This window comes from Chlamydiifrater phoenicopteri, from assembly GCF_902807005.1.
Classification (GTDB): Bacteria; Chlamydiota; Chlamydiia; order Chlamydiales; family Chlamydiaceae; genus Chlamydiifrater; species Chlamydiifrater phoenicopteri.
In genome coordinates this window covers 836,580-850,061 of the sequence record NZ_LR777658.1, presented here as the reverse complement: position 1 = coordinate 850,061, position 13,482 = coordinate 836,580, and the positions used below count along the sequence as shown (strand labels likewise).

Genomic DNA, 13,482 nt, shown 5'->3' with positions numbered 1-13,482 from the left:
AAAAAGCTTTTAATCAATTACCCGGCTTCCGAAAGGATGGCGGGTTTTTTTCTGAAGGGTATCGCAGTGTTTATTAGGAATGTTAATAGTTTAGACAACACTAGAATAGATATTTTTTGTCCTTCCCTAAGTATGGATATAGATGGAATGTCGTTACTAGCTTTACCTATGGCATTAGGGGGGCTGGAGTATAGCATAGTTGAAAGCAACAAAACTTTGGATATGAAGTTATTGGTTTGTAGTGGATTTTCTTCTGTTGTCTGTTTTAATGATAAGGAAAATCCGATAAGAACCGTATCACAGTTGTTAGAAAAGAAATTGGCTTTGGATAGATTTTTTTCAGACAATTTAGTGGGTGTTAAGCATAGGATGTTATTTAAAGGCTCTGTAGAGAATACTATCGATCTCGAACTTATCCGCAATTATCAAAATCTTTGTAGTGGCATAGAGTTATTTCCCACAGAAGTAGAGGACGGTTTACCAGACAGAATATTGAATAGAATCTTTCATTTTGCTGCAGAAGAAGGCTTAGAAGTAGTGGTCTGTTTAGATTCTGTGAGGGAAACAAGGAAAAACTGTTCTTTGCAGAAAATAATTGAGAGAATTTTAGAATTTTCTGTTAAACACGGAACATTTTTGCGTATATCGGGTGTCAATTTTCCTGAAGAGGTGGAGCTAATTCGGTTAGCAAAGAACCAGGGAGTAAAGGTTGTTGCAGAAGTGTCTCTAGAAAGCCTGTTTTTCGGGGAGCAGAAAGATACAGATATCGAGGGCACATTTTTATCTTTTTGTGGGAAGAGGTTTTTCTTATGGGAAGCGGTTCTTGATGGAACAGTAGACACTGTTTGTGTAACAGTTTGTAAAAAAGGTTGGCTAACTTCGGAGGCAAAGCTCTTTTTTCCTTTGATGATGCATGCTGTTTTTTTAAAAAAGATCACTATAGACCGAGTAAAGAGTATATGCGTAAGTCGAGGTGTCGAGTCTTTTCAATCAAAAAATAGTAGGGATTTTGTTTTAGTAGATCCTTTTCTCAAAGGAGCTTTTTCTGAAAAAGATTTTTCCGAAGGCTCTATCTGGAGGCCAATAGTTAATTTCAGTCTTACCGGATGGCCTGTTTTTTCTGTTGTTAATGGGGTTGCTTATGAAGCTCTGGGTTTTAGTAACTACGAGAATCTTTTAATTAAAAGATTAAAATCCAATTAAAACTTCGGGAAATATAGTGATAGGCAGATTTGGTTCAAAATCTACAGGAAGGTTCTTGGAAAGAAATTCCAACAGCTCATGAGCAGAGTTATGAATTTCTTTTGCTGTGGGGTAAGGAGAGGACAAGTGTTTCCCTACAAACCGTCTCCCTTGGTAAGTCGTGTGACACCAGTCTTTGGGGATAAAAGGGGAAAAAGACTCTTTGAATGGGATCCCTAAAAATATCTTAGTAATCACGATTAATCTCTTCTGGTGCAGTCTATTCATGAAGTGAAATTTTCTCTTAGATATAAGCATTTTGCTATTGCTTTTCTGTAAAAATGATTTGCGAGAGCTCTTTTTTTTGTAAGTCGTTGAAGAAAAGAGGTTTTCGTTGTTTAATGCATAGGACCATTAGAAATGGGGGCTGGTGGGGTCCATGCGTAGGGTTGCTGTCAGATCTTTATTTTCATCAGGAGTCATTCAAATAGGAAGGTTCCCTTTAGGAGAGACAAGGGAAGTGCCCATTCGATTAGTTATGAAGTTGGCGTACACATACCAAGAGGCTATGGAGAGTATTTGTCAGCTTATTTGGGATCAGGTGCGACTGCAATCTTTTTCACATATCTGTGGTATTGCTTACGAGGCCTTACCAGTAGCAATGGCTTTGTCTGTAAGATATTGTATTCCAACGATAATGAAGTCAAAAAGGTCTAACATTCTAGGGGTTGGTGAGTACGGAGATCCTTCTGGACAAGTCTGTTTGTTGGTGAGCAGTGCCATTTTTGATGGAGCAGATGTTTTAGAAGCAAAGAAAAGATTGGAGGAGGCTGGGTTTATAATTCGAGATATTGTGAGTTTATTAGATTTTGAATTGGATAAAAAAGGGTTAGAAAATTGTCATATAATAAGTGTATTTACAGCCACAACCCTGGCTAAGATTTTAGTGGAGGAAGTAGCTCTGTATTATGAAGAAAGAAAAATATTGAATCAGTTTTTGCTAGGGAAATAAGAGGGGAACAGCATTATGCAGCGTCGATCGTACAAGGAGCGAGCTTTGATAACGAGGCACTCGCTTTCTAGAAAATTGTTTTCCATAATGCATAGGAAGGAAACGAATTTAGGAGTGACGGCAAGCAGTTGTAAGAGTCAAGAAGTTCTAGAGCTAGCTGAAGCTATTGGTCCGCATATTTGTTTATTAAAAACTCATGTAGATATTTTGGAAGACTTTTCCTTGGAATTTGCTAGAGATCTTCGGGGGCTTGCAGATAAGCATCAATTTTTGATTTTTGAAGATAGAAAATACTCTGAAACAGGGGCTCTTGTAGAGAAGCAGTATGGGGGAGGGCTATACAAAGTTGCTGACTGGGCAGATTTGGTGAGTGTGCATCTTTCTTCGGGAGAAGCTATTTTAGATTCGCTGCGTCTTGTTGGAAGTGGGAAGGGTCGGGGAGTAGTCTTGCTTGCAGAAAGTAAGGAGGCTGGAGGCTCCAGGGATGATTCCTCTGTTGCTGTGCGTTGGGCAGAAAAACATCCGGACTTTGTTGTGGGTTTTGAGTGCTCTAGAAGGCTTTGTTTGAATGAAGGTTTTTTGCATATTACTTCTATTCAAAATATTATGGATTATGGTGTTTTAAGTTCTGTAGATACTTTGTTGGAACAGCGAATAGGAGCCTGTGGGGGTGATCTTATTTTGATTGATGATAGCTTTTTAGTGTCCGATGATTTGGAGTCTATTTCTGGAAAATATAAGAGGACGGGCTATAGTGTTTATAATCAATATTGATTAAAGGTAAAAACAAAAATCGAAACTTTTATTTTGTTTTATTAATTTTTTAATATTAGAATTAATATTAACTGGAAGGTTCGATGAGTTTTTTTGACAACGCAGAGCGCTATTGTGGACATTCTTACCAAGATAAGGTTGGAGTAATAGTTTTATGCGGAGGAGAGGGTAAAAGGCTATCCCCTTTAACTAGAAATCGTTGTAAACCTACAGTCTCTTTTGGTGGGAGATATAAGCTAATAGATATACCCATTTCACACGCTATTGCTTCTGGTTTTTCTAAGATTTTTGTAATAGGCCAATATCTTACGTATACTCTTCAACAACATCTTTTTAAGACTTATTTTTATCATGGCGTAGTGCAAGATCAGATACACCTCTTAGCTCCAGAAGAAAGGAACGGAGAGAAAATTTGGTACCAAGGGACGGCCGATGCTATCCGGCAGAATCTACTATATTTAGAAGATGTTGATGTAGAGTATTTTCTCATTCTTTCCGGAGACCAGTTGTACAATATTGATTTCCGAAAGATGGTGGATTACGCAGAATCTACGAACGCAGGCATGGTGATAGCAGCACAGCCTATTCCAGAAAAAGATGCTACTAGAATGGGGGTCATGCGCTTTGATGAAGAATATTCCTTAAAAGACTTTTATGAGAAGCCTCAGTCTTCGGATATTTTAGATAAATTTAGATTTCGATCTGAAAGTATTAGAAGAAAACCAAGGTTTGGAGATGAGGGTTGTTTCTGGGGATCTATGGGGATTTACTTATTTCGTAAGGAAGATTTGATCCAGCTTTTGAGAACAGATAGCAGAGAAGATTTTGGGAAGCATCTAATACAGACTCAAATGCAAAAAAATAACGTCAAAGTATTTGTTTACGACGGTTATTGGACAGATATAGGAACCATAGAATCTTACTATGAAGCTAATCTGTCATTAACGAAATTGCCTTTAAATCCTGACGAGGGTCTTAGCTGTTACAGAGACGTAGGAAGAATTTTTAGTAAAAATCATCACTTGCCGGGGGCAATGATTTCGAACTCTTTGATATCAGACTCTTTATTGTGTGAAGGGGCCATTATTAATTCTTCAAAAATTTCTAGCAGTGTTTTAGGGATCCGCTCAGTAATAGGTGAAAACACCGTTATTCAGGATTCTGTTCTTATAGGAAACAGTGGCTATTCTTTCAAAAAGACACGTGATGTTGGGGTAGGTCAAGACTGTTTGATACAAAAGGCTATAATTGATGAAAACTGTTCCATAGGTAATGGTGTAGTTTTAACGAACAGTCAGGAGTTAATAAATTATGAGTCTCCTGATGGGAAAGTGATCGTTCGAGACGGTATAATAATTATTCCCAGTGGTACGGAGATTCCTGACAACTACGTTTTTTAATCTTTACAAACATTTTGTTATTGGCAAGAGTTCCATTTTTTCCATCCTTTTATCAGTATTTTTTCTCTAATATTGTAACATGCGTATGATGGAGAGCTTTTTATGAAATTGTACGCGTTATCTGACCTGCACTTGTGTTTAGGGGTTCCTGAGAAAACTATGGAGATTTTTGGTGCCCCTTGGATTGGTTATTTAAAGAAAATTCAAGAAGCGTGGCTTTCCACTATTTCTGACGAAGATTGGGTTCTTCTTCCTGGCGATCTTTCTTGGGGTATGAATTTACAAGAAGCCAAGAAAGATTTTGCTTTTATAGGCGATCTTCCTGGGAATAAAATTATTATCCGAGGAAACCACGATTATTGGAGTTCTGCGACGACCAACAAGCTTTTGAGTATTCTTCCGAAGAATATTGTATATCTTAAAGGAGGGGTGTTTCGGATTCCGGAAACGAAGACTGATGTTATTGGAACGCGTTTATGGGATCATTCGTCCATAAAAATTCCTTTTTCTGTTTTTAGATCTCCGAAGGAGAAAAAAGAGTTATCGGCAGACCAGCGTCTCCGTGGGGAGAAAATTTTTCAAAGAGAATATCTTAGATTGGCTGAGAGTTGTAAGAAAATTCCGCCAGATAATCAAAGGACGGTGGTTATGACTCATTACCCGCCCATATCTTTTGATGGTTCTCCTGGGCCTGTTTCTGAATTGTTGCAGACTTATCACGTAGATGTATGTGTATTTGGGCATCTTCATGGATTGAAAGCATCTTTCCCTGAAACATTTTCAGGAAGTTCTGTGCTGTATAAATTGGTTGCTGCTGATTATGTAAATTTTTGTCCCCAACAAATTTTGATAGATTAGAGCGGTACGATGAGGATTCTTTCAGGGAAATTCAAGGGAAAAAGTTTGGTTGCGTTTAAGGATAAGTCTGTCAGGCCAACCTTGGGAGTGGTTAAAGAAGCAGTATTCAATATTTGTAGAAACCACGTTTTGAACAGTCATTTTTTAGATGTGTTTGCTGGAACTGGAAGCATGGGATTTGAAGCTCTGAGTAGAGGGGCTGCCTCAGCAACGTTTATTGATTCGTCTGCTAAATCTACAAAAATTATTCGTTCTAACTCGGAATTGTTGCAGGTAGGAGCTCAGGTGCTCATTTTGAACAGAGAAGTGTTTGCGGGATATAAGCTTTTACAGGCTCGAAAAAGGTTTTTTCATATAGTTTATATGGATCCTCCATACTCGGTAACAGACGAGTTTATGGAAAAAGTTCTTCTCGAATTGGTGAAAGCCAATCTCTTAGAGAAAGAAGCGCAAATTTTTTTGGAAAAAGCTTCTCCAAAGGAGATTATTGTTAACGGATTGATTTCAAAAAACCAACGAAAATTTGGAGATAGTTTTTTATTTGAATATCAAGTAACAGGAGCTGAAAATCTCTAGATATAAAAATTTTTATTTTGGAATATGTAGAGGATGGTGAAGTTTCATTAATTCTTGAGGCTGGGACGCGTGAGGAGTAAAAGATTTTTTAAAGGCATTGCGTTTGGCGTCGTTGTATTATCAACAGTTCTTTTTTCTGGATGTTCAAGGGAAAATAGGGAAGTCCTTGTAGGTAGGGATGCTACGTGGTTCCCTGTGCAATTTGGAGTTTATAATGCGAATGTTAATGCATTCCTTAATGCTTTGATCTCGGAAATTAACGAGAGGGAGCGCACGAACATAGTGCTTGTTAATCAGGACTGGATTCACTTGTTCGAAAACTTAGATGATAGAAAGACTTCTGGGGCTGTTACATCGTTGTATCCAGGGTTAGAGAATCGTTCTAGGTATAATTTTTCCGAGCCGTTTCTTTTAACTGGGCCCGTTCTAGTTGTTCAAGAAAACTCTCCTTACGAAGACATGGCTTCATTAAAAGGGAAGATTGTAGGAATTTATAAGTTTGATTCGTCAGCATCCGTTGCCCAAGATATTCCTGGCGCCATAGTCTCTGCATATAAACATGTTCCTGTGGCTTTAGAATCGTTGTCTTCTGGATGCTATGATGCTTTATTAGTTCCTGTCATAGAGGCTTCAGCGCTGGTGAGTAGTGTTTACAAGGGGCGGTTGAAGATCATTTCTAAGCCTTTAACGGAAGAAGGACTGCGTTTGATTGCCATTAAAGGAGAGAACGATGCTCTTATCGATAATTTTAACTCTGGGTTAGTAAAGCTACGTCGACAAGGTAAGTATGACGCTATAAAAAAACAGTACCGCTTGCCCTAAGAACTAATTGTTATGGTTTCTATGTTCCGAGCCTTTGAATCCCTTGACGAAGATTTCTTTTGGACAGAACCGGGTAGAGGTCTGAACAATTTCGTTTAGAGCGGAGGGCCAGAGGGGAGAGTCAAAAATAGCTGGGACTCTATAGACCTTGTATCCCCTTTCAGCAAGAGTGGGTAAGTATTCGTTTTCTATTTCGAAAAGAGTCTCTAAATGATCGGATATAAATCCCAGGGGCACTATAGCTATATGTTTTTTTTTGGACTTAAGCGTTTGACAGACTTTCTTTGTGTAAGGTTGTAGCCATTTTGAAGGCCCGAAGCGAGATTGGAAGGATAGGAGAGTTTCGCTAAAGGGAAAAGCTTTGCTTAGAAGATTGAAAGAGAGACGACATTGGGATGCGTAGGGATCTCCTTTCTTTGACATGCTCTCAGGTATTCCATGGAAAGAGAATAGCAGTACACAGTCATCTTCAGGAACACGATTTTTTTTGAAAAACTCTTTGAGATGACCAATCCAAGATTGGATGAAAGCTGTATGGGACCCGAAATCTGTAATCCATTTCCAGCTGATGTTGGGTAAGCTCTTTGATAAAAAGTTTACAATGCTTCCTGTCACGCAGTAAGTAAAATGAGGGAAAAGAGGGATTCCGACAACCTCTCTTTTATTTAGTTGTTGTAGACGAGAAAAGGTTTCTTCGTAAGTGTGCGGGAGGTAGCGGTGAAAAGGGATAACAGGGCTACAGAGGGCTCTTTCCAAATGCTGAGACATGGTTAAAGTGTCTTTGACAATAGGAGAGAATCCTCCGATAGCAGCGTATTGAGGAATGACTTTTGGGGTTCGTTTTTTAGCTATCCATGTAAATAACTTTTTCGTTAACTTCTCGGAAAAGATTTTTCCCGTCACATACGGATCTGTTAGCAGACTCGTCAGGAACGGTTCTATTTCGTCTAAAGATCTGGGACCACCAAAGTTTGCTAAAACATAGATCTGGGTCATAGGAAAACCTCTGCTGACAAAGAAGAGAACGCGCTTTTCGAGGATCTGAATTAAAACAACTAGGATTTTAATTTTCCATTAAAAATGGTGGGGTTTTAATGTCGACGTTTGGTCAGACATATCAGGAAAAAGGGGCTACGAGCTCAGAGAATTTTCAAAACATTTTGGATCCTTTATGTAAGAAGGTTTTTTATAAGATTCGTAAATTTTTACATGTGCAGAGTGCCTATTTTTTAGGCTTCTCCGTACTTATGTTTCTAGAGTTATCAGTTTTTCTTTACATGTTTTTATTTTCTGGAAAGACTTTGCTTCCAGCCTTTGTTCTTTCTTGTTTTTTTCTTTCTTTGTTTGTCTTTCTTGTTATTCGCCTATATTTTCTTTCAAAAAAGAATGATTTTTACGAAGCGCTTTGCTCCGAATACTTGGACCAAGCTTTGCAGTGTACCTCCTACGCTGGAGTCATAGGAGAACAGTCTAGCATATCTCTGGCGGCTTCAAAATTGTCTTCCGTGTTGTGTCATTCGGAATACGACTTGTTCTCTTTTGCCTATGGATATTTTTCTAAGTCCTTATTGAGAAAAATAAGTTGTTTCTGTTTCTGGCAAGATTATTTCAAAATTAGAGAAATGTTATTGGAAAGATCTGTGGAAGCGTACTTAAAGGTTGTTCAAACGATACCAACAAACTTGGAAGCACATGTAGCTTTGGCTAACGCATATGTCACTTTGTCGGGCTTATATGCAGATCCGAGAAAGTACCCAGAATTTGATACCATGTTTTGGGTTCCGTCGAAGAAGTATGATGGAGAGGTTGAAGAGAAGTTTTTTTCTGTGGCTAGGAGGGCAATAGAGGAGTTTAAAATTTTAAACGAGTATGCCCCAGGGAATGCGTGGGTACATTCTCAGTTAGCATATAGTTACCATGATTTGCAAATGCCCCAGGAAGAGATCCGAGAGTATGAAATAGTATTAAAGTTAAAGCCCAAGGACAGTGAAACGATGTTTAAGTTGGGTGTTTTATACTTTCAGCAAGGGATGAATGCGGCAGGGCTTAAGATCTATGAGGAGTTAAAAAAAATAGATTACAAAAAATCACAAAGTCTTATCAAGTTTTACGGGATCGAGTATAATTAGCAGACAGTTAATGGATTAACGATCTCTTTGTATGAGTGTAAGAATGCAAATATTCCGACCTTTGCCATCTTCGGAGAGTTTTCTTTCCAGAATAGGCAGCTCATGGAAGCATGCAATGTCTGCGGAAGCTAGGTATGATGTGGGCTGTGCTTTTGGGATTTTGGGGGTTGTTTTATTTTTAACTGGGACGGGGTTGCTGCACGCCACGCGCGCTTCCATACCAGTGTTTTCAGAAAGTTTTCTAACATGGTGTCATGGGGTAGGCGTGGACCCTTTTAGTCTTTCTTTGGTGGTTCTTGTTGTGGGGGCGGTTCTGTTGCTTTGTGGACTGTATTTATTGCCCAAATTGACAGCAGAATTTGCGATTTAGGGCTGCTTAGAAGGGGGCTTAAAGCTTCTTCGTAGCCGGGGTTTTGTTAAAGTTTGTTGATAATAAGAGGACTGCGTCTGGTAGGGTGGGTTTATTCCCTTGCTCAACAAATTTTGCTTTTGTATAATCCGCTGAAACTTATTTGTAACGGCTTCGTATCGGGATTCTTGTATTGAGTCCGATCCTCATTTGGAGGCGCTGCTGTTACGTATGAAAAGGAGATAATTATGAAAAAAATCGTTTTTGCTGCTTTGGCTCTGTCAGCTTTGGCTGTAGCTCCTCGAGCTTTTGGAAACAACCATGTTGTTTTCACTGCCGTTGCGGACGAGGATAAATCTTGTGAGGATAACAAAGAAGAAGGCGAAAACGAAGAAAAATCCTCTGAAGAGGGTGCTATTTCTTCTTCTTCTTTTAATTCAAACAAGTATCCATGGTTGAAAGGCTTTGAAAACTGGAAGCCAGTAGAAAAAAATGGATAAGACCTCTGTATAGTGGTTAACCAATAGTCTGGTGGGGATGTGTATTCTCACCGGACTTGAGAGAAAGGCTGTAGAAGCTTTTTTAAAAAATTTCCTTTCGACGTGACTTTTCCCCTCATTCTCCTTTCTACACCGTGTGCTAAAAAAATTTGTAACAAAATCTTGAATGTAAGTATTTTGAGCTGTAAAAAGCTCCAAACGTTTGCGGGCGGGGTGGCTATGTTTTTTACTGGGGAAGCATCTATATGATGAAAAAACACTTTTTTTTCGATAGAGTTTTAAGCGTCCTTCTTCTTGGAGCGTTGCTCCTTCTCTACTGGTCTTCGGATCTCCTGGAAAGAGATATCAAGACTGTAAAAGGTAGTGTGACCGACATTAGATCTGATGTTCGGGATATAGTTTCGCTCATTAAGCAAACTCACAAGAGCTGCGGGAGTCCTTCTTCTATGCAATCTTTGGGAGAAGAATCTCGTGATATAGCTTCTCTATGTTGTTTTGATGACAAAAATGTCGGGGATCCTAGTCTTCCTAATCTATTATTTTCAGATCCCTATGTTTCATCGACTTTACCAACTCTTTTAGGGGATAAATTCCTTCCTAAAGGGGTTTTGCGATGGGCTAACGTATGTCGGCCAGAAAATTTAAGCCCTTTCAATGGTTTTGAAAATATTGTGCGAATGTATGAAATATGCGTGCCGTCTTTAGCTACACAACATGTTGGTAAATATGAGAAATTTGCTCCTGAGTTAGCTGTGAAGATTGAAGAGAAACTGTTAGATGATGGCTCTGGAGACAAAGAATTTCGCATATATCTTCGCCCGAATGTTTTTTGGCACCCCATTGATCCAAATCTATTTCCTAAAACATTTTCTTTACACCCTATGTTTTTAGAAAAAAAACCCGTAACTGCCGAGGATTTCAAATTTTTCTATGACGTCGTGATGAATCCTTACGTTGCAGATATGAGAGCAGTGTCCTTACGGGCTTATTTTGAAGATATAGTTTCTTTTGTTGTACATAATGATCTAGAATTCAGTGTTCGTTGGAAAGCTCATCCGGTTCCAGAAGAAGATGGAAAAGTTGTCAACAAGGTCCAGTATGCAGCATTCATTAATACCTTATGCTTACAACCATTGCCGAGCTTTGTTTATAAATATTTCTCCTCTGGAGAAAAAATTGTTCCCGAAGACGAAGAAGAGGACACCTATAGAGTTAACTCTATTTGGGCTCAAAATTTCTCGACACACTGGGCTCTAAATTACATTGTCAGTTGTGGTCCTTACATATTCTCTGGGATGGACAGCGAACGCATTCGGTTTTTAAGAAATCCCGACTACTTTAATCCTCTGGCTGCATTGGTAGAAGAAAAAATTGTTCTTTTGAGAGATAGCACGGATTCCCTATTTCAAGATTTTAAAGCTGGCAACATAGATATTGCTTATTTACCACCCAATCATAAGGAAAATTTAGAATCGTTTATGAAAAGCCCCTCATACCAACTCCAAGCTGGGAAGGGCGAGGGCATTCGTATGGTGTCCTCTTTAGATAAAGCCTATTCCTATGTCGGATGGAACTGTTTTTCTGTGTTTTTTCAAGATGCCGACGTGCGTAGAGCTATGAATATGGCTATTGATCGTAATCGCATTATAGACCAAGTCCTTGGTGGAGACGGATTTACAATTAGCGGGCCCTTTTCCATACACTCGCCATCATACAACCATAGTGTGCAGGGGTGGCCATACTCCCCAGAAGAAGCTTCTAGGCTTTTAGAAGAGGCTGGGTGGATAGATAGAGATGGAGATGGAATTAGGGAAAAAGTAGTTGATGGGATAGTTGTTCCCTTCCAGTTTCGCTTGTGCTACTACGTGAAAAGTGTAACCTCTCGCACTATTGCGGAATATATTTCCACAGCCTGTAAAGAAATTGGCGTTGATTGTAGTCTTTTGGGGCTCGACGTAGCAGACCTTTCGCTTGCTTTTGAAGAAAAGAATTTTGATGCCATTCTCATGGGTTGGTGCTTAGGATCTCCTCCAGAAGATCCTAGGGCCCTATGGCATTCTGAAGGAGCCTTAGAAAAGGGGTCTGCAAATGCTGTAGGATTTAAAAATCAAGAAGCGGACGCAATAATAGAGAAGCTAAGCTACGAGTACGATAAAGAGAAGCGGCTGCAATTGTACCACAGGTTTCATGAAATTATTCACGAGGAAGCTCCCTATACTTTCCTGTACTCCAGAAATAGCATACTGCTCTACAGAGACTACGTAAAAAATATTTTTGTTCCCAAAATGCACACGGATTTGATTCCAGAAGCTCAGGACGGCGTGGTAAACCTTTCTATGGCGTGGCTTAGTAAGGAGGAAGAGTGTTTAGGTATATCTTAAAACGATTACTGTTCTTCCCTGTAACATTGTTTTCCATTATCTTGGTCAACTTTGTGATTTTAAACTTGGCTCCAGGAGATGTCTTAGAAGATAAATCCATTGATAGTTCTGGAGAAGCCGGAAAGTCTGAGAAAGTTCGTGTCTGCAAAGGGCCTGATAGATATTTGCAATTTCGTGAGCACTACGGATTAACATTACCCATACTTTTTAATGCCAGACCCTCAATTTCCTTGAAGCAGGTGCAGGCAGGGATTCATTCTATCATTGACGCAGTTGAGTCTTCTAAAGGAAGTTCAGAAAAGAGGGTGAAGGTGGATTCGCTCTCAAAATTGAGAGTTTTTTGGGGAGATAGGGCGAAGTTTATTATGCCTATACTACTTTTTGAGGCCTCTAATACCTCTGCAACTCCTCTCTACCGAAATATTGCTGCAGACTTGTTCATCCGAGGAGGAATTCGTCAAGGTGTAACAGGGGCAGGACTATCCGCTGAACAAAAGAAGCAGAACAAAGAAATCGCTGCTTCCAATACAAAACTAGTCTCATTACTCAGTAAGGGATACGGAAGTATCGAAGATCTCGAAGTTAAAGTTTCCGAATTGAAACAGTGGTTTTCTGATCACGGGGGCATAGAGGCTTTCTCCTACACGACAAAACAAAAGTGGAAGATATTTTTCTTTGAGACTAGATTCTCGGGGTATTTATCTCGAATTTTAAAGTTGGATTTTGGAACGATGAGGAATGACCCTAATCGTACAGTTCTTGCTGAAGTCGCTTCTCGAATACAATGTTCTATGATTTTGTCTGTCCTCCCGTTGGTTGTTGTTTTTGTCCTCTGTCAGGTTTTTGGTATGATTATGGCAATAAATAGAAATCGTTGGATAGATCATGTTCTCAATATTTTGTTTTTGATTTTATTTTCTATTCCAGTTTTTGTTGCCGTACCCTGGATTATTGATAAGTTTGTAATTAACAAAAATATTCCGTTTACGAACATGCCTATGCCGTATAGCGGTTTGAGATCTCCTCCAGAGATTTTTTCTGGACTGACTTCTTTTGGTAAGATTATAGATGTCATTACTCACTGCTTTTTACCATTTCTGGCTGTTAGTTACTGGGCTTTAGCTGCTCAGTCCCGGTTGAGTCGCTCCGTGTTTTTAGAGATTTTAAATCAGGACTATATTCGGTCTGCATACGCTAGAGGGATTTCAAATATAGAAGTATATATTAAACATGTTGGTCGTAATGCTGCCGCCTCTTTGGTTACAGCATTGGCTTCTTCTCTGGGGGCTATTCTGGGAGGGTCTCTTGTTGTAGAAACTCTTTTCAATATAGATGGTTTTGGGAAGTTTTTTTACCAAGCTATTTTGAATCGAGATCATAATGTGGTGCTCTTTTCCGTGCTTGCTGGGTCTACGCTATCTTTATTAGGGTATTTGGTCGGCGACATAGCTTATGCCCTACTAGATCCTCGTGTACAATTTGACAAAGTGAGGAGGTAA

At 39.3% G+C, this 13,482-nt stretch carries 14 protein-coding genes; 12 read left to right on the top strand and 2 right to left on the bottom strand.

The annotated features are described in order from the left end of the window. Positions 1–36: 36 nt before the first annotated feature. Positions 37–1,203, top strand: coding sequence for an amidohydrolase family protein (locus KJA58_RS03565; protein ID WP_213358079.1), 1,167 nt, complete (start codon positions 37–39; stop codon positions 1,201–1,203). On the opposite strand, the gene KJA58_RS03560 is transcribed toward KJA58_RS03565, so the two are convergent. Continuing rightward, positions 1,189–1,440 (bottom strand): signal recognition particle subunit SRP19/SEC65 family protein, encoded by a 252-nt coding sequence (locus KJA58_RS03560; RefSeq protein WP_213358078.1) that lies wholly within the window; start codon positions 1,438–1,440, stop codon positions 1,189–1,191. The two genes, KJA58_RS03565 and KJA58_RS03560, sit on opposite strands and share 15 nt — an antisense overlap. A 181-nt stretch (positions 1,441–1,621) precedes the next feature. Between KJA58_RS03560 and KJA58_RS03555 the strand changes: the two genes are divergently transcribed. The 6 genes from KJA58_RS03555 to KJA58_RS03530 all read left to right on the top strand — a co-directional run bounded on the left by KJA58_RS03555 (position 1,622) and on the right by KJA58_RS03530 (position 6,624). Beyond that, complete coding sequence (locus tag KJA58_RS03555) at positions 1,622–2,194, top strand: type I phosphoribosyltransferase (protein WP_213358077.1); 573 nt, start codon at positions 1,622–1,624, stop codon at positions 2,192–2,194. A gap of 15 nt (positions 2,195–2,209) precedes the next feature. Beyond that, complete coding sequence (locus KJA58_RS03550; RefSeq protein WP_213358076.1) at positions 2,210–2,968, top strand: orotidine 5'-phosphate decarboxylase / HUMPS family protein; 759 nt, start codon at positions 2,210–2,212, stop codon at positions 2,966–2,968. A gap of 71 nt (positions 2,969–3,039) precedes the next feature. Then, entirely contained in the window at positions 3,040–4,368 is a 1,329-nt protein-coding gene (locus tag KJA58_RS03545; protein ID WP_425513814.1) for a sugar phosphate nucleotidyltransferase, read from the top strand. A gap of 102 nt (positions 4,369–4,470) precedes the next feature. Next, a complete protein-coding gene (locus tag KJA58_RS03540; protein WP_213358074.1) occupies positions 4,471–5,226 on the top strand; it encodes a metallophosphoesterase in 756 nt (251 codons plus the stop codon). A gap of 9 nt (positions 5,227–5,235) precedes the next feature. After that, the gene (rsmD, locus tag KJA58_RS03535) at positions 5,236–5,802 is read left to right on the top strand and encodes a 16S rRNA (guanine(966)-N(2))-methyltransferase RsmD (RefSeq protein ID WP_213358073.1); all 567 of its coding nucleotides are present in this window, start codon (positions 5,236–5,238) and stop codon (positions 5,800–5,802) included. A 69-nt stretch (positions 5,803–5,871) separates the two neighbouring features. Next, positions 5,872–6,624 carry a transporter substrate-binding domain-containing protein gene (locus KJA58_RS03530; protein ID WP_246485720.1) on the top strand — a complete coding sequence of 251 codons (753 nt, stop codon included), beginning with the start codon at positions 5,872–5,874 and terminating at the stop codon, positions 6,622–6,624. A gap of 3 nt (positions 6,625–6,627) precedes the next feature. On the opposite strand, the gene hemH is transcribed toward KJA58_RS03530, so the two are convergent. After that, positions 6,628–7,620: a ferrochelatase gene (gene hemH, locus KJA58_RS03525; protein ID WP_213358072.1), complete on the bottom strand. Its 993-nt coding sequence runs from the start codon at positions 7,618–7,620 to the stop codon at positions 6,628–6,630. Between the two features lie 98 nt (positions 7,621–7,718). Here hemH and KJA58_RS03520 point away from each other — a divergent pair, with 98 nt between their 5' ends. From KJA58_RS03520 to KJA58_RS03500, 5 genes are all read left to right on the top strand, one after another. Further along, positions 7,719–8,753 (top strand): tetratricopeptide repeat protein, encoded by a 1,035-nt coding sequence (locus KJA58_RS03520; RefSeq protein ID WP_213358071.1) that lies wholly within the window; start codon positions 7,719–7,721, stop codon positions 8,751–8,753. Positions 8,754–8,796: 43 nt separating this feature from the next. Beyond that, positions 8,797–9,123, top strand: a complete 327-nt coding sequence (locus KJA58_RS03515) for a hypothetical protein (protein WP_213358070.1) — start codon at positions 8,797–8,799, stop codon at positions 9,121–9,123. 227 nt (positions 9,124–9,350) lie between these two features. Further along, a complete protein-coding gene (locus KJA58_RS03510) occupies positions 9,351–9,602 on the top strand; it encodes a hypothetical protein (RefSeq protein ID WP_213358069.1) in 252 nt (83 codons plus the stop codon). A 248-nt stretch (positions 9,603–9,850) separates the two neighbouring features. After that, the gene (locus tag KJA58_RS03505; protein WP_213358379.1) at positions 9,851–11,983 is read left to right on the top strand and encodes an ABC transporter substrate-binding protein; all 2,133 of its coding nucleotides are present in this window, start codon (positions 9,851–9,853) and stop codon (positions 11,981–11,983) included. Beyond that, on the top strand, positions 11,965–13,482 hold the full coding sequence (locus KJA58_RS03500; protein ID WP_213358068.1) for an ABC transporter permease: 1,518 nt from the start codon (positions 11,965–11,967) through the stop codon (positions 13,480–13,482). Before KJA58_RS03505 ends, KJA58_RS03500 begins: the two co-directional genes overlap by 19 nt.